General features: G+C 67.0%; 22 protein-coding genes. 8 read left to right on the top strand and 14 right to left on the bottom strand.

Features of this window, described 5'->3' with window-relative positions:
* Window positions 1–41 precede the first annotated feature (41 nt).
* Together gshA and V6M63_RS19490 are read right to left on the bottom strand one after the other, a co-directional pair.
* Window positions 42–1,334, bottom strand: coding sequence for a glutamate--cysteine ligase (gene gshA, locus V6M63_RS19495; protein ID WP_332744578.1), 1,293 nt, complete (start codon window positions 1,332–1,334; stop codon window positions 42–44).
* 124 nt (window positions 1,335–1,458) lie between these two features.
* Window positions 1,459–1,743: a DUF2277 domain-containing protein gene (locus V6M63_RS19490; RefSeq protein WP_332744576.1), complete on the bottom strand. Its 285-nt coding sequence runs from the start codon at window positions 1,741–1,743 to the stop codon at window positions 1,459–1,461.
* A 166-nt stretch (window positions 1,744–1,909) separates the two neighbouring features.
* Here V6M63_RS19490 and V6M63_RS19485 point away from each other — a divergent pair, with 166 nt between their 5' ends.
* The gene (locus V6M63_RS19485) at window positions 1,910–2,674 is read left to right on the top strand and encodes an SDR family oxidoreductase (RefSeq protein ID WP_332744574.1); all 765 of its coding nucleotides are present in this window, start codon (window positions 1,910–1,912) and stop codon (window positions 2,672–2,674) included.
* A 13-nt stretch (window positions 2,675–2,687) separates the two neighbouring features.
* On the opposite strand, the gene V6M63_RS19480 is transcribed toward V6M63_RS19485, so the two are convergent.
* The gene (locus V6M63_RS19480; RefSeq protein WP_332744572.1) at window positions 2,688–3,968 is read right to left on the bottom strand and encodes a glutamate-5-semialdehyde dehydrogenase; all 1,281 of its coding nucleotides are present in this window, start codon (window positions 3,966–3,968) and stop codon (window positions 2,688–2,690) included.
* 118 nt (window positions 3,969–4,086) lie between these two features.
* Here V6M63_RS19480 and V6M63_RS19475 point away from each other — a divergent pair, with 118 nt between their 5' ends.
* The gene (locus tag V6M63_RS19475; protein WP_332744570.1) at window positions 4,087–4,419 is read left to right on the top strand and encodes a flagellar basal body rod protein; all 333 of its coding nucleotides are present in this window, start codon (window positions 4,087–4,089) and stop codon (window positions 4,417–4,419) included.
* A gap of 3 nt (window positions 4,420–4,422) precedes the next feature.
* Here V6M63_RS19475 and V6M63_RS19470 read toward each other — a convergent pair whose 3' ends face one another.
* The 3 genes from V6M63_RS19470 to V6M63_RS19460 are packed head-to-tail and all read right to left on the bottom strand — an operon-like array spanning window position 4,423 to window position 6,734.
* Window positions 4,423–5,319 carry an NAD(P)/FAD-dependent oxidoreductase gene (locus tag V6M63_RS19470; RefSeq protein ID WP_332744568.1) on the bottom strand — a complete coding sequence of 299 codons (897 nt, stop codon included), beginning with the start codon at window positions 5,317–5,319 and terminating at the stop codon, window positions 4,423–4,425.
* A complete protein-coding gene (locus tag V6M63_RS19465; RefSeq protein WP_332744566.1) occupies window positions 5,306–5,791 on the bottom strand; it encodes an Rrf2 family transcriptional regulator in 486 nt (161 codons plus the stop codon). The genes V6M63_RS19470 and V6M63_RS19465 overlap by 14 nt, the downstream gene beginning before the upstream one ends.
* 52 nt (window positions 5,792–5,843) lie before the next feature.
* Entirely contained in the window at window positions 5,844–6,734 is an 891-nt protein-coding gene (locus V6M63_RS19460) for a class I SAM-dependent methyltransferase (protein ID WP_332744564.1), read from the bottom strand.
* A 127-nt stretch (window positions 6,735–6,861) separates the two neighbouring features.
* Between V6M63_RS19460 and V6M63_RS19455 the strand changes: the two genes are divergently transcribed.
* From V6M63_RS19455 to V6M63_RS19440, 4 genes are all read left to right on the top strand, one after another.
* A complete protein-coding gene (locus tag V6M63_RS19455) occupies window positions 6,862–7,545 on the top strand; it encodes a winged helix-turn-helix transcriptional regulator (RefSeq protein WP_332744563.1) in 684 nt (227 codons plus the stop codon).
* Between the two features lie 136 nt (window positions 7,546–7,681).
* The gene (locus V6M63_RS19450) at window positions 7,682–7,975 is read left to right on the top strand and encodes a type II toxin-antitoxin system RelE/ParE family toxin (RefSeq protein ID WP_332744562.1); all 294 of its coding nucleotides are present in this window, start codon (window positions 7,682–7,684) and stop codon (window positions 7,973–7,975) included.
* A 5-nt stretch (window positions 7,976–7,980) separates the two neighbouring features.
* The gene (locus V6M63_RS19445; protein WP_332744561.1) at window positions 7,981–8,283 is read left to right on the top strand and encodes an addiction module antidote protein; all 303 of its coding nucleotides are present in this window, start codon (window positions 7,981–7,983) and stop codon (window positions 8,281–8,283) included.
* 180 nt (window positions 8,284–8,463) lie between these two features.
* A complete protein-coding gene (locus V6M63_RS19440) occupies window positions 8,464–8,673 on the top strand; it encodes a hypothetical protein (protein WP_332744560.1) in 210 nt (69 codons plus the stop codon).
* Window positions 8,674–8,722: 49 nt separating this feature from the next.
* Here the strand turns inward: V6M63_RS19440 and V6M63_RS19435 are convergent, their stop codons facing one another.
* The 6 genes from V6M63_RS19435 to V6M63_RS19410 form a co-directional block, all read right to left on the bottom strand.
* A complete protein-coding gene (locus tag V6M63_RS19435) occupies window positions 8,723–10,177 on the bottom strand; it encodes an aldehyde dehydrogenase (RefSeq protein ID WP_332744558.1) in 1,455 nt (484 codons plus the stop codon).
* A 31-nt stretch (window positions 10,178–10,208) separates the two neighbouring features.
* Window positions 10,209–11,024 carry an ABC transporter ATP-binding protein gene (locus V6M63_RS19430; protein ID WP_332744556.1) on the bottom strand — a complete coding sequence of 272 codons (816 nt, stop codon included), beginning with the start codon at window positions 11,022–11,024 and terminating at the stop codon, window positions 10,209–10,211.
* Window positions 11,021–11,815, bottom strand: a complete 795-nt coding sequence (locus tag V6M63_RS19425) for an ABC transporter ATP-binding protein (RefSeq protein WP_332744554.1) — start codon at window positions 11,813–11,815, stop codon at window positions 11,021–11,023. Before V6M63_RS19425 ends, V6M63_RS19430 begins: the two co-directional genes overlap by 4 nt.
* Window positions 11,805–12,833, bottom strand: a complete 1,029-nt coding sequence (locus V6M63_RS19420) for a branched-chain amino acid ABC transporter permease (protein ID WP_332744552.1) — start codon at window positions 12,831–12,833, stop codon at window positions 11,805–11,807. Before V6M63_RS19420 ends, V6M63_RS19425 begins: the two co-directional genes overlap by 11 nt.
* Window positions 12,830–13,732, bottom strand: a complete 903-nt coding sequence (locus V6M63_RS19415) for a branched-chain amino acid ABC transporter permease (RefSeq protein ID WP_332744550.1) — start codon at window positions 13,730–13,732, stop codon at window positions 12,830–12,832. Before V6M63_RS19415 ends, V6M63_RS19420 begins: the two co-directional genes overlap by 4 nt.
* A 113-nt stretch (window positions 13,733–13,845) precedes the next feature.
* Window positions 13,846–15,045, bottom strand: coding sequence for an amino acid ABC transporter substrate-binding protein (locus V6M63_RS19410; protein ID WP_332744548.1), 1,200 nt, complete (start codon window positions 15,043–15,045; stop codon window positions 13,846–13,848).
* A gap of 194 nt (window positions 15,046–15,239) precedes the next feature.
* Here V6M63_RS19410 and V6M63_RS19405 point away from each other — a divergent pair, with 194 nt between their 5' ends.
* Entirely contained in the window at window positions 15,240–16,199 is a 960-nt protein-coding gene (locus V6M63_RS19405) for a helix-turn-helix domain-containing protein (protein ID WP_332744546.1), read from the top strand.
* A gap of 72 nt (window positions 16,200–16,271) precedes the next feature.
* Entirely contained in the window at window positions 16,272–18,149 is a 1,878-nt protein-coding gene (locus V6M63_RS19400; RefSeq protein WP_332744544.1) for a sensor histidine kinase, read from the top strand.
* A 4-nt stretch (window positions 18,150–18,153) separates the two neighbouring features.
* Here V6M63_RS19400 and holA read toward each other — a convergent pair whose 3' ends face one another.
* The gene (gene holA, locus V6M63_RS19395; protein WP_332744542.1) at window positions 18,154–19,206 is read right to left on the bottom strand and encodes a DNA polymerase III subunit delta; all 1,053 of its coding nucleotides are present in this window, start codon (window positions 19,204–19,206) and stop codon (window positions 18,154–18,156) included.
* Between the two features lie 7 nt (window positions 19,207–19,213).
* Window positions 19,214–19,756, bottom strand: coding sequence for an LPS-assembly lipoprotein LptE (locus tag V6M63_RS19390; protein ID WP_332744540.1), 543 nt, complete (start codon window positions 19,754–19,756; stop codon window positions 19,214–19,216).
* Between the last annotated feature and the right edge of the window lie 3 nt (window positions 19,757–19,759).

Here is a 19,759-nt window from a genome sequence, read left to right as displayed (position 1 = left end):
TCTAAAGCGCCGTCGCGGCGCTTATGTTGCGCCGCAGCAACTCACTCGTAGACCTCGGCGTCCGGGTCGGTGGCTTCGAGCTCGTAACTGGCCGCCAACATGGCCAGGCGGCCGATGACGCCGTACATGTAGAAGCGGTTGGGCACGCTGGCACCGGGCTTCACACCGGGCTGCGGCAGTTGCGCGCTCTGCTCGAAGGCCAGCGGCACGAAACTGGAGCCGGGTGCGTTGAGGTTTTCGTCCACGCCACGGTCGGCGTGCACACGGTAGAAACCACCCACCACGTAGCGGTCCATCATGTAGACCACCGGCTCGGCCACCGCGCTGTTGATGCGCTCGTTGGTCAACACGCCTTCCTGGATGATGACCTCATGCACCGCCTGCCCGCCCTGGGCCACGGCCATGCGTTCCCGCGTCTTGGGCGAGAGCTTGTCCAGATCCTTGGCGTCGCGCACGGTGAGGATGCCCATGCCGCCGGTGCCGTTATCGGCCTTGATGACGACAAATGGCTTCTCGTTGATGCCGTATTCCTTGTACTTGCGGCGGATCTTGCCCAGCAGCGCGTCGGTGTTGCTGCGCAGGCACTCCAGGCCGGCGTCGGTGTTGAAGTCGACCTCGCCGCACTGGTTGAACATCGGGTTGATGAGCCAGTGGTCCATGCCCAGCAGCTTGCCGAAACGCTTGGACACCTCTTCATAGGCCTTGAAGTGGTGGCTCTTGCGCCGCGTGGGCCAGCCTCCGTGCAGCGGGGGCAGCAGGTACTGCTCGTGCAGGTCTTCCACGATGCCGGGCACGCCGGCGCTGAGGTCGTTGTTGAGCAGGATGGTGCAGGGGTCGAAATTCTTCAGACCGAGGCGCCGCTTGCTGCGGATCAAGGGCTCCAGCACCACTTTTTCGCCGCCCGGCAGCTCGATCGTGGTGGGCACCTTGATGTCGTTGGACATGGAGCCCAGCCGCACGTTGAGCCCGGCCATGTAGAAGATGCGCTGCAGCTGGGCCAGGTTGCTCAGGTAGAAGGTGTCGCGCGTGTTCTCGGGGATCAGCAGCAGGTTCTTGGCCTCGGGGCAGATCTTCTCGATGGCGGCCATGGCCGCCTGCACCGCCAGAGGAATCATCTCGGGCGTGAGGTGGTTCCAGCCGTCGGGGTAGAGGTTGGTGTCCACCGGCGCGAGCTTGAAGCCGGCATTGCGCACGTCTACTGACGTGTAGAACGGCGGCGTGTGCTCCATCCACTCCAGCCGGAACCAGCGCTCGATCACCGGCGTGGACTCGAGGATGCGCTGCTCAAGCTCGTTGATGGGGCCGGTCAGGGCGGTGACGAGGTGGGGAACCATAGGAAAAAGGCCTGCGGTGGCAACGGGTGGGGGTAGTCAGTGTAATGGGGCCATATGACACCCATTTCAAGCCGAAGACACCAGTTTGCCGGGCTTCTTTCGCGCGATCTTTTGGCCAGCCCCGTCAGCGGGCTGACGGGGCTGGCCCGAAGCGGGCGGCCGTGCGGGCGCGGGCCTTGGCTGCCTCCACGTCGCGGTCGCGCGGGGCGGCGGTGGTGCGCAGCGACCGGATGAGCTCCCGGGCGGAGCCGGCCACCTGCTCCACCGCGCGGTCAAACGCCACCTCGTTGGCCTGCGACGGCACATTGAAGCCGCTGAGCTTGCGCACGAACTGCAGCGCGGCGTCGCGAATCTCCAGCTCCGTGGCGGGCGGCTCGAAATTGAACAGCGTCCTGATGTTGCGGCACATGGTTCTCGTCCTTGTTCTGTCGACCCGTCGGCGGGCCAGGCGACCCGGGTGCATTTTTTCCGCGGGCACTGCCCGTGGCAAGCGCGGAATCGCGTGTCCGCATCCGGCCAGACAAACGGCGGCACGGCGCCTACGCTGGGGGCTCTTTTCAACCCGGGAGTGACACATGCATGCATTGACCGGCAAGGTCGCGATCATCACCGGCGCCAGTTCAGGCATCGGCCGGGCCACGGCCTTGCTTTTTGCGCGGGAGGGCGCGGCGGTGGTGGTCGGGGCCCGACGCGAGGCCGAACTCGACGAGTTGGTCGCCGAGATCCGCCGGGCCGGCGGCGCTGCGGTTCGCGTGGCGGGCGACGTGAGAGACGAGGCCTTTGCTCAGGCGCTGGTGGAGCAGGCCACCGAGCACTTTGGCGGTCTGGATGTGGCGTTCAACAACGCCGGCACACTGGGCACGATGGGCTCCACCCTGTCACTGTCCAGCGCGTCGTGGCAGGACGCGATCGCCACCAACCTCACCGGCGCCTTCCTCGGTGCCAAACACCAGATTCCAGCCCTGTTGAAGCGGGGCGGCGGTTCGGTGATCTTCACGTCGACCGTCGTGGGCCACACCACGGCCTTCTCCGGCGTGGCCGCCTATGCGGCCAGCAAGTCCGGTCTGATCGGCCTGACCCAGGCGCTGGCGGTGGAATTCGGGCCGCAGGCAGTGCGTGTCAACGCCCTCGTGCCCGGCGGCACGGACACCCCGATGGCCCGGGAGATGAATGGCACACCCGAGAGCCGGGCCCATGTGGAAGGTCTGCATGCGCTCCAGCGCCTGGCCCGCCCGGAGGAGCTCGCGCAGTCGGCGCTGTACCTGGCATCCGACGCCTCGTCGTTCACCACCGGCACCGCCATGCGGGTTGACGGGGGGATTTCCATCCACCGCAACTGAGCCGTGCGCGGTCTCAGCCGCGCACTTCGCCCTCGCCCAACACCACGTACTTGAGCGAGGTCAGGCCCTCCACCCCCACCGGTCCACGCGCGTGAAACTTGTCGGTGGAAATGCCGATTTCGGCCCCCAGGCCGAATTCAAAACCATCGGCGAAGCGGGTGCTCGCATTCACCATGACGCTGGCCGAATCCACCTCCCGCAAAAAACGCTGGGCGTGCATGTGGTCGGTGGTGAGGATGGCGTCGGTGTGGTGGCTGCTGTAGTGGTTGATGTGGGCAATGGCCTCGTCCACACCCTCGACCAGCTTGATGCTGATGACGGGCGCCAGGTATTCCTCGGACCAATCCTGCTCGGTCGCGTCCTTCAGGTGGGCGCCTTTCACGGCGGCCAGGATCGCTTTGGCGTCCGGACAGCAGCGCATCTCCACACCCTTGGCGGCGTAGATGGCGCCGATCTTCGGCAGGAACTCGGCCGCCACGGCGCGCGCCACCAGCAGGCTTTCGGTCGCGTTGCAGGGGCTGTACTTTTGCGTCTTGGCGTTGTCGGCCACGGTCACCGCCATGGCCACGTCGCAGGGGTCGTCCACGTAGGTGTGGCAGTTGCCGTCCAGGTGCTTGATGACGGGCACCTTGGCCTCGGCGCTGATGCGCTCGATCAGGCCTTTGCCGCCGCGCGGGATGATCACGTCCACGTACTGCGGCATGGTGATGAGCTGGCCCACGGCGGCGCGGTCGGTGGTGGGCACCAGCTGCACCGCATCGGCCGGCAGGCCGGCATCGACCATCGCACGCTGCACCAGCGCGGCCAGGGCGCGGTTGGATTCGATGGCTTCGGAGCCGCCGCGCAGGATGGCCGCGTTGCCGCTCTTGATGGACAGCGACGCGGCCTCGATGGTCACGTTGGGCCGGCTCTCGTAAATCATGCCGAACACGCCGATGGGCACACGCATCTGCCCCACCCGGATGCCGCTGGGCATCTGCTTCATGCCGGTGATGTCGCCAATGATCTCGGGCATGGCCGCGAGCTGCTCGCAGCCCTGGGCACAGGTCTCGATCACCTTGGGCGTGAGCTTGAGGCGGTCCACCAGCGGCTCGGCCAGGCCGGCGGCGCGGGCGCGCTCCAGGTCCTTGGCGTTGTCCCGCTGCAGCGCGTCCACATTGGCGCGCAGCAGGGCCGCCAGGCCGCGCAAGGCGCGCTGCTTGGTGGCCGCGCTGGCCTTGGCCATGAGCGCCGAGGCCGCCTTGGCCTGCTGGCCCAGGGTGTGCATGAGTTCGGTGGTGTTGGTCGCGTTCATGCACGGGATTTTCGCAGAGGGGCGCCCTTTGTGGCGGGAGAGGGCTCAAGTTGCCACATCGCAGGCCGATACACCGGTTGAGATCTCCACCCATCCGCCCTCCAGCGCCACGCCCACCATGTCCCTGTCCGTCATCTCAGGCACCTCGGCCGCCGCCATCGGCCTGAGCGGCATGCGCGCCGCGCAACTCAAGCTGGACTCGCACGCCCACAACGTGGCCAACGTGCAGACACCGGACTTCCGGCGCCAGGTCACGACCCAGACAGCCCGGCCCGATCTGGGTGGTGTGGATGCGCAGATCGGTCGCGAGACCGACGTGTCGGCACCCTTCGATCGACTGGCCGAAGACCTGGTGGGCCAACGCATGAGCCTCTACAGCTTCGCCGCCAACCTGCGCACGGTGCAGACGGAAGACCGCATGCTGGGCACGTTGCTGGACACCCGGGCCTGAGGTTCAGGCCATGGAGACCCGATGCGCTCCGAACGCTGCCATCGCGCCGTCGGCCACCGCCAGGGCCACGTTGCCCGCCGCCCGGGCGGCGTCTCCGCACGCAAACACGTTGGGAATGCTGGTGGCCTGCGCCTCACCCGTCTTGATGAACGGACCCATCGGTCCCTCGTCCATGGCACAACCCAGCTGCTCGGCCAATGGACTGCTCATCGTCGTCCGCGGCTGCGTGAAGAGTCCGTTCATCGGGAGCTTGCGACCGTCTTTGAGCACCACGTCGGCGAAGCCTTCGATGCGTTCGATCGGCGTGCGCTCAAGCTGGGTACCTCGGCGCGCCAACACCGCGAGTTCGTCCTCGTTCGGTGAATAGGCCCCATTCAAAAAGAGCGTGGTGACGCCCCAGTCCGGCAGCATGACGGCATGGTGATGGGCCAGTGGCGAGGTGGCCACGATGCCGATGCGGCCCGCATCCATCTCGTATCCGTGACAGTACGGACAATGGAACACACTGCGCCCCCAGCGCTCTGCCAGACCCGCAAGCGGTGGCAACTCGTCGCGCACACCGGTGGCGAGGATCAGTCGGGCGGCGCTGATCCTGGTTTCGCCGACGCGGAACGCCAGCCGACCGTCGGGCTCGACCCGGGCATGCTCTGCCACACCATCCATCCAGCGAACCGTTGCATAGCGCATCAGCTGCCGCTGGGCGTCGGCGGCGATCTCGCCGGGCGCGCGACCATCTTGCGTCAGGAATCCGTGTGAGGTCTCGCCCGCCTCGTCCACAAAGCGGTTGCGCCGCTGACCCGCGTCCACCACCAGAACGTCACGGCGCGCGCGCGCCAGTTGCAGGGCTGCGGAGAGTCCGGCGTAGCTGCCGCCAATGATGGCGAAATCAACCCGCTTCATGCGCATGCCCTCCGAGATGATGTGGACCAGATCCTCCTGTTGCCCGGTGGTGCGCCATTCGCTGGTGAAAGTCGTTGGACAGCGTGGCCAAGGTCACGGCGCCGAGACGCTTCAACAGGACAGCCTCCGCCGCCAGCACGGCGCCGTTGAGTGATTCGTGAACCGCTTGAGCAACCAGGCACGTGGGCCGGTCTTCGCGAAAGCCGAGCGACACGAGCGCCGGTGCGCCCAGCGCCTCATGAACGTCACGCAAGCTGATGCGGTCCAGCGCACAGGACAGCACCCACCCGCCGCCATGGCCCTTGGCTGAAGCAACGAAGCCCGCCTCTCTCAGGCCGGACATCAGCCGGCGCAGCACCACCGGATTGGTCTGCATCGCGGTGGCCAGCATCTCGGAGGTGGCGGGCCCATCGTGTTCTGCCATGTGCAGCAACACGTGGAGAACGTCTGAAAGTTGGCTGCTCTTTTTCATGCAACATTATGAGTTGCATATGAAAGTCACCACCACCGTCAGGGCTTTCCGCTCAGCGCGTGCCCGCCCCGACCAGCATCTCGCACGGCCCAACGAAACCCTCCGACGGGGTTTCGAAGCGGAGCAAGGCTTCCTCGATTTCTCTCCACGTGTCGGTGCGCTCGTCGTCGCTCAAGCTGGCCATCATCTGGTGCAGCGCGCCGAAGGATTCCCGCTCGAAGCGCACGCACTCGGTGGCCGTCGGCAGACGGACGGGGGAGTCGACCTTGCGCACCTCCACGTCGCGAAAGCCCGCTTGCTCCAGCACTTTCGCCAGCACGCCTTCACCGCCCAGCGAGAACGGCCCGGGTTGCCCCGGCAGGGGTGGTGGCAACTGCGCACGGCGCCGGATGATGCCGACCGGCACGGCAAAGAAGGGATTGCGTTCGGCCGTGGAATACACCACCGCGGCGAAGCGCCCACCCGGCTTCAGTGCGTGACGGATGCCGGCGAGCGCGCGCTGCTGGTCGGGAAAGTAGATCAGGCCGACGCGCGATACCGCGGCGTCGAAGGTGGCGCCGGGCAACAGGTCGTGGCGCTCACCATCGAGCTCACGGATTTCCACGTTCGACAGGCCGGCCTGTTCGGCCGCCGATGCGGCGTAGCGAAGAATCGCCGGCGAGATGTCGGTGGCCAGCACATGGCCGCGCGTGCCCACTCGGCGCGCGGCGACCAGGGTTTGTTCGCCCGCGCCGGCCGCCACGTCGAGCACGCGCGCGCCAGGCCCCACCGCCGCCATGTCCAGCATGGCTTCGGTCGCGGGCCCGAGCCAGCGGGCCAGCAAGGGGCCCCAGCGGTCCCAGGCTTCGGCGGCGTTTTCCCACTGCGCGCGTGTGGTCTGGCGGAACTTCTCGGCGTCAAAGACGGCTGGGGAAGCGGGACGGGGAATGAGGGTCTCGGTCATGGCAGTGCTCCTTGGACTGGACCGCGCGACGTGTGCGGTCTGGCTTCAAGTTAAGCCGGGCGCCACGCACCTTCAAGTCCAGAATCTGGAGTAGGCAGCCGACCTGCGCACCGCTAGACTGATCCGCATGATCGACTACATGCAGTTCTGTACGGTCGCGCGGGGCGCGGAGGTGCTGGGTGCCGTGTGGACACCGCTGGTGGTGCGCGAGTTGCTCTGCGGCAGCCATCGCTTCAACGACATCCATCGCGGCGTGCCGCGCATGTCGGCCACGCTGTTGACGCAGCGCTTGCGCAAACTCGAAGAGATCGGCGTCGTCGAGCGGCGCCGCGCCGACAAGACCTGGGAGTACCACCTCACGCCCGCCGGCGAAGAACTGCGACCGATCGTCGTGGGCATCGGTCATTGGGGTGCGCGCTGGATCGGCAGCCGGCTGCGGCGCGAGCAGCTCGACGCGGGTTTTCTGATGTGGGACATCCGCCGCTTCGCGCGCCTGGAGGAGTTCCCCGACGGAGAGCGCACCGTCGTCCACTTCCGCTTCAGCGATGCGCCCGTGGCCGAGCGGCAATGGTGGCTGGTGGTGGAACACCACGAGGCCGACCTGTGCCGCGACGACCCGGGCCACGACGTCAGCGTGCTGGTGGAATCGACCGTGCGCGCACTCACCGAGATCTGGACCGGCGACGGTGACCCGGCGCAGAAGATCCGGGCCGGCGACCTCACGGTGCAGGGTGCGGGCCGCAACGGTCAGCGGCTCTGGCGGTGGCTGGGACGCAGCATGTTCGCGCCGACACGCATGGCGCAACGGTGAGTCCGCGCAGCGGCCGCGTTCAGAACGGGTAATGCCGCGGCGGTGCGAGCATCAGGGCGGCGGACTGTTGCCCCCAGCGGCGCCGCTGCAGCCAGGGCAGCATTGACAGATGTAGCTCACAGGCTACACTTGCGCCATGCGTATCGAGCAGACCGATGACTACCGCCGATGGATCAATGGCCTGCGAGACCCCATGGCGCGTGCCCGCATTCTGGTCCGTGTCGATCGACTGGTTCATGGCAACCCAGGCGCGCACCGGAACCTCACCGACGGCGTATCGGAACTGAAAATCGACGTCGGCCCCGGCTACCGGGTGTACTACACGCAGCGCGGCAACGTGCTGCTGCTGTTGCTGGTCGGTGGCGACAAGTCCACCCAGACCAAAGACATTGCCAAAGCCATTGCCCTGGCACAGGGCTACCAGGAGTGACCACCATGCCCAAGACCACCGCCACCAAGACCACCCCCTACGACGTGACCGAATACCTGCGCACCCCCGAGGACATGGCCGCCTACCTCGATGCCTGGCTCACCGACGCGCCTGACGACGCGGCGGGCATTGCCCGCGCACTCGGCGATATCGCTCGCGCCAAAGGCATGACGCAGGTGGCCAAGGATGCGGGACTCAGCCGTGAAAGTCTCTATCGCGCACTGAGCCCGGAAGGCAACCCGAGTTTTGCAACCGTGCTCAAGGTGGCGCGGGCTTTGGGGGTGAGGTTGCATGTGGAGGCGGCATAAGCCAATGAGGCAGATGGTGTGATGGATGCAGCACTTTGAGGTCTGCTTGGAACCATCGTGGGGGCAACGTGGCTCTCAGGCCAGCACACACTTCGTCTTCAGCAAGAGGAAGACCTGACAGCTTTTCGCAAAGGCACTCCCTGGGGTAGGTCGTATCTCGGTGATGACCTGAGCGAAAGCATGCGACTTGCCAACAGAAAGCTCTGGATACTCATTGAACGAGTAGCAGACGATTACCTTCGGGCGGTGCTCAAAGCCACCCCGGGCGATCATGGCTTGGTCTGTTCGGCTGAAAGCCATCTTGATGCGGAAGCCGCGTTCATGAAGGCTGCCAACACCACCAACAAGACCTTGGAACAAGTCGGCACTGCCCTCAGAGGTCTCTACTGAGAGCCTCCAACCGGCAAGAAGCGTCCAATCCAGCGGCAGTTTCCAAACATCAGAACGGATAGTGCCGCGGCGTCGTCTGCAAGGTGATCCACCGCAGTTCGGTGAACTCCGCGATGCCGGCCTTGCCGCCGAAGCGACCGATGCCCGAGCCCTTCACGCCGCCAAACGGCATCTGCGCTTCGTCGTGCACGGTCGGGCCGTTCACATGGCAGATGCCGCTGTCGATCTTGCGGGCCACGTTGAAGGCGCGGGCGATGTCGCCGCCGAACACGGCGGCCGAGAGGCCGTACTCGTTGTCGTTGGCGCAGGCGATGGCCTCTTCCACGCCGTTGACGCGCACCACACACTTCACCGGGCCGAAGGTTTCCTCGTGGTAGATGCGCATGGCGGGGGTCACAAAGTCGAGCACGGTGGCGGGCATGAGCGTGGTGTCGGCCTTGCCGCCGCACGCGAGCTTGGCGCCTTTGGCCAATGCGTCGTCGATCAGTTCGTTGCAGTGGTTGACCGTGCCCATGCCGATCACCGAGCCCAGCACCACCGGCTCGGGCTTGCGCGGATCGCCCAGCGGCAGCGCCTTGGCCTTGTCGCTGAACTTCTTCACGAAGGCGTCCGCGATCTTCTGGTCCACGATGATGCGCTCGGTGCTCATGCAGATCTGGCCGCTGTTGGCAAAGGCGCCGAAGGCCGCGCCGTTGACGGCGTCGTCGAGGTTGGCGTCGTCCAGGATCACCAGCGGCGCCTTGCCGCCGAGTTCCAGCACCACGGGCTTGAGGTATTTCGCGCAAGTCATGGCGATGATCTTGCCGATCTTGGTGGAGCCGGTGAAGTTCACGCGCCGCACCGCTGGGTGGGCCACCATGGCTTCGACCACGGCGCCCGCGTCGGCCGGTGCGTTGGTGATGTAGTTCACCACGCCGGGCGGAAAGCCCGCGTCCTGGAAGGCCTCGACGATGAGCTGGTGGGTGCGTGGGCAGTTCTCGCTGCCCTTGAAGATCACCGTGTTGCCGCAGGCCAGCGGCACGCAGATGGCGCGCACGCCGAGGATGATGGGCGCGTTCCACGGCGCGATGCCGAGCACCACGCCGGCCGGCTGGCGCACGCCCATGGCCAGCGACCCGGGCACGTCGGACGGAATCACCTCACCCGCCACCTGCGTGGTGAGCGCGGCGGCTTCGCGGATCATGCCGGCGGCCAGCATCACGTTGAAGCCGCCCCACATGCCGGTGGCGCCGGTCTCGGCGGACACGGCTTCGATGAACGCGGGCGTCTTGGCCTCCAGCGCATCGGCCGCTTTGAGCAACAGGGCGCGGCGCAGGCTGGGCCCTGTTTCGCTCCAGGTCTTGAAGGCTTCGGCGGCGGCTTCCACCGCCATCACGGCATCGGCCGGTGACGCGGCAGGCGCGCGTGTGGCCACGCTGCCGTCGAGTGGGTTGCGGCGTTCGAAGGTGGCGCCTTTTTCGGCGGTGACTTTGAGGCCGTTGATGAGCATGGACATGTCGGACATGGGGTTCTCCTAAATAAACAACTGCACGGTGTCAGGGGGTGGCCACGGCCTTGCGGCGTTGCACGGCATCGGCGGCGCTGGTGGTGCCGGTGGCGGGGTCCTTGTCGGCGCCCAGGTAGGCCTCGCGGATCACGGTGGAGCGCGCGAGCAGCCTGGCCGGGCCACTCGCCACCAGCGCGCCGCGCTCCATCACGTAGCCGCGGTCGGCCACCGCCAGCGCCTTCTTCACGTTCTGCTCCACCATCAGCACGGTGGTGCCGGCGTCGGCAATGCGGCGCACGATGGTGAGCAGCTCGTCGACCATCTTGGGCGCGAGACCCAGCGAGGGTTCGTCGAGCATGAGCAGGCGCGGCGCGCACATCATGGCGCGCGCGACCGCCACCATCTGCTGCTCGCCGCCGCTCATGGTGCCGGCCAGTTGGGTGGCGCGCTCCTGGAGCTTGGGAAAGTCCACGAAGGCCCGGGCCAGGCGCTCGGCGCGTTGCGCCTTGGGCACGAGCCAGCCGCCGAGTTCGAGGTTCTCAGCCACGGTGAGTTGCGGGAACAACTGGCGACCTTCGGGCACGAGGGCCACGCCGGCCTGCACGATCTCGTGCGTCTTCTCGGGCATCTCGGTGCCGTCGAGCAGCACCGATCCGCCGCGCGGGATCAAGCCGTTGAGCGCCTTGAGCAGCGTGGTCTTGCCGGCGCCGTTGGGGCCGAGCACCACGGTGAGTCCGGGCTGGATGTCGAGCTTGAGGTCGCGCAGCACCAGGAAGGCGCCGTAGCCGGCGGACAGGCCGTCGACCTTGAGGCGGGCGCGGGCGCCGCCACCGAGCTCGAAGGGGGTGGGTCGGTACCACATCATGCGGTGGTCTCCTCTGGCTCGTTCATCTCGTCGCCCAGGTAGGCCTCGATCACCTCGGCGTTGCGCACCACCTCGGCGGGTGTGCCATCGGCAATCTTCCTGCCCTGGTGCAGCACGATCACGCGCTCCACGTGGCGCAGCAGCGTGGTCACGGCGTGCTCGATCCAGACCACGGTGAGGTCGAGCTCGTCGCGCAGGCGGCGGATCAGCCGCGCCATCTCCTCGACCTCGTTTTCGGTCAGGCCGGCAGCCACCTCGTCGAGCAGCAGCATGCGCGGGCGCGTGGCCAAGGCCATGCCGATTTCCAGCAGGCGCTGTTGCGAGGGCGTGATGGCCGCGGCCGGCAGATCGGCCTGGGCGGAGAGGCCGATCAGACCCAGGATGCTCTCCGGCGTGCGCAGCACCCAGGGCACGGTCGTCTCTTCGCCCCACCAGATGTACTTGCGTGGCCGGCGGCCAGCGAACTTGAGACCGAAAGCGATGTTGTCGCGCACGCGCATGTCGGCAAAGGTGCGCGGGGTCTGGAAGGTGCGCGCCAGCCCGTGGGCTGCAAAACGGTGCGGGCCTTTGCCGCTCAGTTCACGCCCCTGCATCAGCAGCTTGCCGCTGGTGGCCTGGGTCACGCCCGAGATGGCGTTGAAAAAGGTGGTCTTGCCCGCGCCGTTGGGCCCGATGATGCCGACGAGTTCGCCGGCCATGAAGCGCGCGCTGACCGCATCCACCGCGGTGAGGCCACCGAAGCGCACGGTGATGTCGCGTGCGTCGAGGAGCGGCTGGCGATCAGAAGACATCGCGGCGCTCCCTGAGTTGTTTGTCGCGCAACTTGCGACGTTTCGTCTCACCGCTCAGGTCATCACGTGTTTCCAGCCACCACGCCTTGGCACCATCGCGCCAGCCACGGAAGGTCTCGGCGCGCAGCGAAGCCAGGCCACCCGGCAGGTACAGCACCGAGAGGATGAGCAGCAGGCCCAGCGACATCATGTAGATCTGCGGCACCTGCAGGCGCAGCGTTTCGGCCAGCACGCTGAAGACGATGGCGGCAATCAACGGGCCCCACAGCGTGGCCGCGCCGCCAATGAGCGCGATCAGCACGGTCTGGAAACCGATGAAGGGGTTGAAGACGGTGTGCGGGTCGATGTAGGTCCAGCGCACCGACATGGCCGCACCCACCGCGCCGGCCACCGCGGCGGTGAGCGCGAAGCCCGCCACCTTGACCCAGCGCGTGTTCACGCCCAGGGTCTGGGCGCGCTGCTCGTCGGCCCCGATGCCCAGCATGGCCAGGCCGAAGCGCGTGCGCCGGATCGTGATGGACAGCGCCACCGTGATCACCGCGAGCGCGAGCACGGTGAGATAGATGGTGTCGCGATCGGGCACCACCATGAGCACGCGGCCCACGGTACCGGTCACGCTCTTCTCGAAGTAGCTGATGGCGTGGCGGATGAGCTCGGTCATGCCGAAGGTGAGCACCGCGAAGTAGGTGCCGCGCAGGTGCAGCACGGCCGCGCCCATCACCACCGCCACGGCCGCGGCGATCAGTGCCCCCAGTCCGATGGCCTGCGCCCAGGACACCTGCTCCAGCAGGATGGCGCTGGTGTAGGCGCCAATGCCGAAGAAGGCCGAGGTGGCCAGCGACAGGTAGCGCGTGGTGCCGCAGAACAGCGCCCAGCTCGACGAGAGCGCGATGTACATCAGGCAGGTGAGCGCCATTGACACGGCGAACTCGCTGGCGAAGCCCGGCAGCGCCAGCGCCCAGCCGGTGAGGCCGAAGAGGACCAGCAGGTCGCGGATGAGGAATTGTCTTGAATTCATGCTTTTCTGCTTTTGCGCGAGAACAGACCTTCGGGGCGCAGGAGCAGCACGCTGATGAAGACCACGTAGCTCAACAAGGCCTTGAGCGAGGGATTCGTGAAGTGCATGCCCAGGGCTTCGATCACGCCCAGCAGCAGGCCACCGGCCAGCGCGCCGCCCATGCTGCCGAAGCCGCCCAGCGTGATGACGATGAGCGCGGTGATGGTGTAGGGCTCGCCCATCGACGGTGAGATGGTGTAAGACATGGAGATCAGGCAACCGGCCACACCCGAGAGACCCAGGCCGATGCCGAACATGAGCGGGTGCAGGCGCTGCGTGTTGATGCCCATGAGCTGCGCGCCGGTGGGCGACTGCATGAGCGCGCGCACGCCCTTGCCCAGCAGCGTGGTGCGCATGAGCACGATGAGCGCGCCCGAGAACAGCAGGGCCAGGGCAAACACCAGCAGCTTGTTGCCGGCGAACTGCGCCGTGCCGTCGGGCAGCGGAATCTGCACCGGCTCGGTCAGGAAGTCGTAGCCGCGCAAATCGCCGCCCCACATCCACGAGGCGAAGTTCTGCACCAGGAACATCAAGCCGAAGGCCACCATGAGACCGCGCGCTTCAAAGATGTCGAGGTTGGGCGAGGTGGCGGTGAGGCGGCGGAAACACAGGCGGTGGATCACCCAGCCCAGCACGAACAGCATGCCGAACGACACCGGCACCATGAACAGCGGATTGAGCCCGAGCGAGGTCTGTGCCATCCAGGTGAGGTAGGCCCCCACCATGAGGAACTCGCCGTGCGCGATGTTGAGGATGCGCATCAGCCCGTACTGCAGGTTCAGCCCGAGCGCGACGAGCGCATAGATGCCCCCGGTGATGAGACCGGAGGCGAGGAGTTCGAGCCAGGCGGAGAAAGACATGTGGGGGTGAGCGAGGGTTGTTGACCAGAATGCCGCGGGTCCGGCGCCGCCGGCCCGCAGGCATTGCCCCCTGGAGGGGGTGACGCGCCGCAGGCGCGGCGCGGGGGTGAGCCCTACTTCCAGGCGGGCTTTGCCGGATTGAGCGCCGCCGTTGCGACGCTCTTCGGCCACACCACCTCGAATTCCCCGTTCTGCCACTGACTCACGGTGCCCGGCGTGCCCACGTTCTCGCTGCCGTTGAACTTGATGTCGCCGATGATGGTCTTGTGCGTGGTGCCGGCCACATAGTCGCGGATGGCCTTGCGGTCCAGGCCTTGTGCCTTCACCGCGTTGGTGAGGATCTCCAGACCGGCCCAGCAGGCGCCGCTGGCCCAGCGGTCGGGCTCCTTGCCCGCGAACTTCTTGGTGTGCGCGTCGAAGTAGGCCTTGGCAGCCGGGCTGGTCTTGCTGTTCCACGAACCCATGCCCAGCACACCTTCGGCACCGGCGGGGGTCATCACGTTGCGGTAGAGCTGGAAGGCCGTGCCCACCGAGGCGTAGAAGAACTTCGGGTTGAAGCCCACTTCCTTGGCCTGGCGGCTGGCCAGGATGGTGTCGGGCGGGTAGGTGAATCCGACAAACGCGTCGGGGTTCTTGTCCTTCATCGAGCGCAGCACGGGCGAGAGGTCTTTCACGCCACCGGGGTAGCTCTTGTCTTCCACCAGCGTGATGCCGCTGCCCTGCAGCGCCACCTTGAAGGCGGCGAAGTTCTCCAGACCGAACAGGTCGTCCACGTAGATCAGCGCCACGGTCTTCACGCCGTTGGCTTTCAGCATGTCGACCAGCGCGTTGGTCATGGGCGCGGGCTGCTGCAGCAGCAGGAAGAAGTACGGCAGGCGCATCTCGACCAGGCGGCGCGAGAGCGCGGTGGGCGCCAGGAACGGGTACTGGAAACGGTTGGCCAGCGGGGCCACGGCGAAGTTGGCGTTGGAACCCCAGGGCGGCAGCACCAGGTCGACCTTGTCGCTGCCCATGAGCTTTTCGTAGGTGCGCACCACGGTCTCGGTGTCGCTGCGGTCGTCGCTGCTGATGAGTTCGATCTGGCGCTTCACGCCTTTCACGTCGAGACCGCCCGCGGCGTTCTGCTGCTCGGCCCAGAGCAGGTAGTTGGGCTCCTGGCTCACCTGCGCGCCACCCGTCCAGGGGCCGGTGCGCGACATCGAATACCCGATGCGCACCGGCGCGGACTGCGCCAGGAGCTGGGGAGCGAAGGACATGGCGCCCACCGCGGCGGCGGCGCTCTTGATGACCAGACGGCGATTGGCTTGAACCATGTTGTGTCTCCTGCAGGTATGGGTTGGCTGAGAGCCGAATGGTAGGCACGACCGCGATCGCGCGCTGTGCTGTGGGTGCACTACCTGCTTGCCGGAACGTGCATGACGCCTCGGGTAAACCCTCAACCTCGGGCACAGCGAGGGCTCGCGGGGCGGCCGATAATTTGTGTCCCAGACCACCCCCGGAGACCCCCATGGCCGTTGCCTCCGTGATGAGCACCGACAGCGTGGCGCCGATCGAGCGCGCCGCCATCTGGCGCGACTGGGTGTGGACCCATTTCGGCGGCCTCGAATCCGACCTCTACGGCGACACCGGGTTCGATGGCCACATGAGCGCATCGGCCGCGGGCGACGTGGTGCTCACCAAGCTCGAAGCGAACCGCCACCGCGTGCTCAAGAGCCCACAACTGGCGCGCGCCAACGACCGCGCCTACCTCAAGATCGTGGCGCCCTGGCAGGGCAGCGCGGCGGTGCAGCAGCAGGGGCGCGAGGCCTGGGTGCGCCCCGGCGGCTGGGCCATCTACGACACCACCGGCAGCTACGAAATCGCCAATCCCGAGCGGGTGGAACACCTGATCGTGATGCTGCCCAAAGATCAGCTGACCGAGCGTGGCCTCAAGCTCGAACCGCTGATGGCGCGGCATGTGGGTGGCGTGAGCGGCATCGCCCGGGTGGCGCTGGAAACCATGCGCACCACCTACCAGGAACTGCCGCAGATGAGTGAGACGGCAGCGCGTGGCGCGGGCGAGCTCATTGTGGAACTGGTGCGCCTCTCGTTGCAGGAGCTCGCCGGGCGCGAGAGCAGCGTCACCCAGCTCGAAGCCTTTCGCGACCGCATCCGGGTCCACATCGGCCAGCACCTGCGCGATCCCTCGCTCACGCTGGACCACATCGCCCAGGCGCTGAACTGCAGCAAGCGCCATCTGCACAACGCCTTCAGCGCCGAAGAAGACACGCCCGCCCACTACATCCAGCGCCAGCGCATCCAGGCATGCATGCGTGAACTGCGCCAGTCCGGTGGCACACAGCGCACCATCACCGACATCGCTTTTTCCTGGGGCTTCAACAACACGGCACATTTCAGCCGCGTGTTTCGTGAGCACACGGGTGTGTCGCCGAGCGACTTTCGGGAAGCGGCCCAGCGGCGCACATGAGCTGTCAGCGCAGGCCTTGTGGACCAACCCTTGTTCCGGCTTTCCAGACTCCTTTTGCTGGGGCTTTGGTTGGTGGGCCTTGCGGTCCACGCTCAGCCGATCTTCGACATTCCACAGAACATCGCCAGCGTGGCGCTCTCGCAGGAGTTGGAATATTTCATCGATGTCTCGGGCCGGTGGCGGCCGGAGACCGGTGAACCCGCACCGGGCGGATGGCAAAAGCTGCGCGACCGCGCCGGCCAGAGCAATTTCGGTTTCCTGAGCCACCCGGTCTGGTTGCGCGTGACCTTGCGCTCGCCGATCACGCTTGAGCGCATCTGGATCATCGACACCCCGCAGCTGGACTGGGTTGAATGGGTGCAGACGCGAGCGGACAGGCCGCCGCGGCAAACGATCGCGGGTCTGGGAACCCTGCGCGAGGGGCACGCTTCGCGCGATCGCGTGCCGAGCCTGCCATTGACGCTCGACGCAAACCAGCCCGTCACCGTGCACCTGCGGGTGCAAGGCGCGGGGCTCATGCAGGTGCCGGTCGATCTGTGGGAGCCAGCCGCGTGGCACGAGCGAGAGCGACGCACGCTGGCCCTGCTTGGATCGTACTTCGGCCTGCTGGTCGGTCTGCTGGCCTACAACGGCTTTCTGGCACTGCGGCTGCGTGATCTGGCCTACAGCCTTTACGTCGGCTTCGGGATCGGTCTGGGCGTCTTCCAGCTCGGCAGCACGGGCCTGGGGCCCCACTTCGTCTGGACGGACATGGCGCTGAACACCCATGTGTTCATGAGCACGATGACCGACGTGTACGGTGCATTTGCCTTGCTGTTCACCGACAGCTTCCTGCATTTGGGCCGGCGGAGTCCCCGCCTGTCATGGCTGCTGCGCGGCACGGCCGCCGTGTGGGGGCTGCTGTTGCTGGCGCAGGCATGGGTTCCAACACCGACGATCATGAACGGACCGACATTGCCGTTGGCGCTGTGGACGGTCCTGCTCATCATGATCGCGGGCGTGCGCGGCGTGCTGCAAAAGACCCCGGCGGCCACCTACTTCCTTCTGGGATGGAGTGGTCTGGTCGCCGCGGTCGTCCCGCGGGTGCTGCTGCGCATGGGGCTGCTGCCGCCCCATCCCGTGCTGTACAACAGCCTGCTGATCGCATCGGCGCTCGAGATGCTGCTGCTGTCGCTGGCGCTGGCCGATCGCATCACCGAGGAGCGGCGGGCCCGCACCGAGGCCGATCTGCAGCGCGCCCGGGAGCAGGTCGCGCGCGAGGAGGCGCAGCGCGCGCTGCAGGAGAAAACCCGCTTCATGGCCGCCATCACCCACGATCTTCAGCAACCCATCTACGCCCTGAGCCTGGCCACCGAGAGCGTGGTGCGCCGGCGCACCGAGGCTTTGTCGACCGAGGCGCTGAACCAGATCCAGTCGGCCGTGTTCGCCGCCGACGAGCTGCTGTCGTCGCTGGCAATGAACGTGCGGCTCGAACGCGATGACCTGCAACCGGATACCGAGGTGTTCTCGGTGCAGGAGATGCTGGAGCGCATTGACACGCTGTTCGTCACGCTCGCGCAGCAGCGCGGCTTGCGCTGGCGGGTGCTGCCCAGCCTGTCCCAGGTCCGCAGCAACCCGCTTTTGCTGGAGCGCATGGTCTGCAACCTGGTGTCCAACGCCATGCGTTACACCAGCGCGGGTGGCGTGCTGCTGTCGTGCCGTTCGCGGTCCGGGCATCTGCTGATCCAGATCTGGGACACGGGCCCCGGCATTCCCGCGCACGAGCAGGCCTTCATTTTCGAGCCCCACTACCGCGGCAACGCGGCGCAGGCGCACGACAAGGGCCTGGGGTTGGGCCTGTCGATCGTCAGCCGTTGCGCCCGCTTGCTCGACATCCGTGTGGGCCTGCGGTCCGTGCAGGGCCGCGGCTCCTGTTTTGAACTGTGGGTGCCGCTGGCGCCTTCGCCCTGAGCCTTCAGCGCAGCGCGCAGGCGCCAGCCACACGCATCGCCATCTGCTGCAACGCCTGCCAGGGATCGGCCGGCCAACCCGGTGACTTCAGGCCTTTGACGATGCCGTCCACCGTGTGCGCGTCGTCCAGCCATTTCGTGAGCGTGGCCATGGAGAGCAGCGGCAGGGCGCGCTCCATGAGCTTCTCTTTCACGCCCCACACGCGGTTCTCGCGCAACGCCATGGGCAGCGGGCGGCCGGCGTCCAGCGCGGTGCGCACGCGGTGCAGCGTGCGGATGTCTTCGGACAGCGCCCAGTGCACCAGCACCGGCGCTTCGCCCTCGGCCTGCAGGCCGTCGAGCATGCGCTGCACGCGCACGCTCTGCCCCCCCAGCACCGCCTCGGCCAGCTTGAAGGCGTCATAGCGCGCCACGTTGAGCACGGCCGACTCCACCTGCTCCAGCGACAACTCGCCCGCCGGGTGCAGCAGCGCGAGTTTCTGAATCTCCTGGTGCGCGGCGAGCAGGTTGCCCTCGACCCGGTCGGCGAAGAACTGCAGCGTGCGCTGGCCCTCGTCGCCCGCCACCACGCGCTGGCCCTGCGCCTGCAGCCGCTGCGCGATCCACTGCGGCAGGGCTTTGCGGTCCACGGGCTCCACGCGCACCGTCACGCCAAAGCTGTCGAGCGCGGCGAACCAGGCGCCCTTCTGCGTGGCCATGTCCAGCCGCGGCAGGATCACCACCGTGACCGTGCTGTCGTTGTTCTCGGCCTGCTGGGCGATCTGCTGCAGCACCTGCGAGCCGTCCTTGCCGGGTTTGCCCGAGGGGATGCGGATTTCAATGAGCTGCTTGTCGGAGAACAGGCTCATCGAGCCGCCGCTGGCCAGCACCTCGCCCCAGTCAAAGTGCGCGCCGGCCACGGTGTGCACCGTGCGCTCGCTGCAGCCCTGCGCACGCGCCACCGCGCGGATCGCGTCGGCCGCCTCCTGGATCAGCAGCGGCTCGTCGCCGTGCAATGTGTAGAGGCTTTTGAGGCCGCGCTGCAGTTGGGCGGCGAGTTGGTTGGCTGCGACCTGCATGGAGCGATCAGAGCGATTTCACGGCCGCCAGACGGCGCACCACCTGCTGCACGATGTCGCTGCGCATGTCGCGGTAGAGCATCGCCTCTTCGGCGTCCTTGGCCAGCACCTGGGTTTCGTTGAAGCTGATGTCGCGCTCGAGCAGCATCTCGACGTCGTCGATCAGGATCTTGTCGGTGGGCGTGCGCAAGCGAAACACAAAGCGTGTGCGCAGTTGCAGTTCGCGCACCTGGCCGGCCGCCGTCTGGCCCACCACCACGCGCTCGCGCTGGTCCACCAGCACGGTGAGGATGGCCTGGGCTGCCGGGACACCGGCGCCGCTGGCCGGCGTGGCCGAGGTGAGCACGCGAAGGCCGTTGGCCTGCAGGGCATCGCGCAACTCCCGACTCACCTGGGTGCCCTCCATGCCTTGAATGCGCACCGTGTCGAACGCGAAAGTGGGCGCCTTGCGCAATGCGAATCCGCAGCCCGACAGACCGAGCACGGTCGCGCCCAGGGCCAGTTGCAGCCAGGCGCGGCGGCGCGGGATCGAGGAACGAGGGAGTGTCATGCT

Source organism: Hydrogenophaga sp. (assembly GCF_036675665.1).
Lineage (GTDB): Bacteria > Pseudomonadota > Gammaproteobacteria > Burkholderiales > Burkholderiaceae_C > Hydrogenophaga.
Note: the sequence above shows the minus strand (reverse complement) of the source record. Positions and strands in the feature narration are given on the sequence as shown.

Coding starts and splice junctions, on each gene's coding strand:
- V6M63_RS19390 (WP_332744540.1), bottom strand. CDS start 19,756: ATGACACTCCCTCGTTCCTCGATCCCGCGCCGCCGCGCCTGGCTGCAA.
- V6M63_RS19435 (WP_332744558.1), bottom strand. CDS start 10,177: ATGTCCGACATGTCCATGCTCATCAACGGCCTCAAAGTCACCGCCGAA.
- V6M63_RS19480 (WP_332744572.1), bottom strand. CDS start 3,968: ATGAACGCGACCAACACCACCGAACTCATGCACACCCTGGGCCAGCAG.
- gshA (WP_332744578.1), bottom strand. CDS start 1,334: ATGGTTCCCCACCTCGTCACCGCCCTGACCGGCCCCATCAACGAGCTT.
- V6M63_RS19485 (WP_332744574.1), top strand. CDS start 1,910: ATGCATGCATTGACCGGCAAGGTCGCGATCATCACCGGCGCCAGTTCA.
- V6M63_RS19420 (WP_332744552.1), bottom strand. CDS start 12,833: ATGAATTCAAGACAATTCCTCATCCGCGACCTGCTGGTCCTCTTCGGC.
- V6M63_RS19475 (WP_332744570.1), top strand. CDS start 4,087: ATGTCCCTGTCCGTCATCTCAGGCACCTCGGCCGCCGCCATCGGCCTG.
- V6M63_RS19470 (WP_332744568.1), bottom strand. CDS start 5,319: ATGAAGCGGGTTGATTTCGCCATCATTGGCGGCAGCTACGCCGGACTC.
- V6M63_RS19440 (WP_332744560.1), top strand. CDS start 8,464: ATGCGACTTGCCAACAGAAAGCTCTGGATACTCATTGAACGAGTAGCA.
- V6M63_RS19465 (WP_332744566.1), bottom strand. CDS start 5,791: ATGAAAAAGAGCAGCCAACTTTCAGACGTTCTCCACGTGTTGCTGCAC.
- V6M63_RS19405 (WP_332744546.1), top strand. CDS start 15,240: ATGGCCGTTGCCTCCGTGATGAGCACCGACAGCGTGGCGCCGATCGAG.
- V6M63_RS19425 (WP_332744554.1), bottom strand. CDS start 11,815: ATGTCTTCTGATCGCCAGCCGCTCCTCGACGCACGCGACATCACCGTG.
- V6M63_RS19450 (WP_332744562.1), top strand. CDS start 7,682: ATGCGTATCGAGCAGACCGATGACTACCGCCGATGGATCAATGGCCTG.
- holA (WP_332744542.1), bottom strand. CDS start 19,206: ATGCAGGTCGCAGCCAACCAACTCGCCGCCCAACTGCAGCGCGGCCTC.
- V6M63_RS19410 (WP_332744548.1), bottom strand. CDS start 15,045: ATGGTTCAAGCCAATCGCCGTCTGGTCATCAAGAGCGCCGCCGCCGCG.
- V6M63_RS19455 (WP_332744563.1), top strand. CDS start 6,862: ATGATCGACTACATGCAGTTCTGTACGGTCGCGCGGGGCGCGGAGGTG.
- V6M63_RS19445 (WP_332744561.1), top strand. CDS start 7,981: ATGCCCAAGACCACCGCCACCAAGACCACCCCCTACGACGTGACCGAA.
- V6M63_RS19415 (WP_332744550.1), bottom strand. CDS start 13,732: ATGTCTTTCTCCGCCTGGCTCGAACTCCTCGCCTCCGGTCTCATCACC.
- V6M63_RS19490 (WP_332744576.1), bottom strand. CDS start 1,743: ATGTGCCGCAACATCAGGACGCTGTTCAATTTCGAGCCGCCCGCCACG.
- V6M63_RS19460 (WP_332744564.1), bottom strand. CDS start 6,734: ATGACCGAGACCCTCATTCCCCGTCCCGCTTCCCCAGCCGTCTTTGAC.
- V6M63_RS19430 (WP_332744556.1), bottom strand. CDS start 11,024: ATGATGTGGTACCGACCCACCCCCTTCGAGCTCGGTGGCGGCGCCCGC.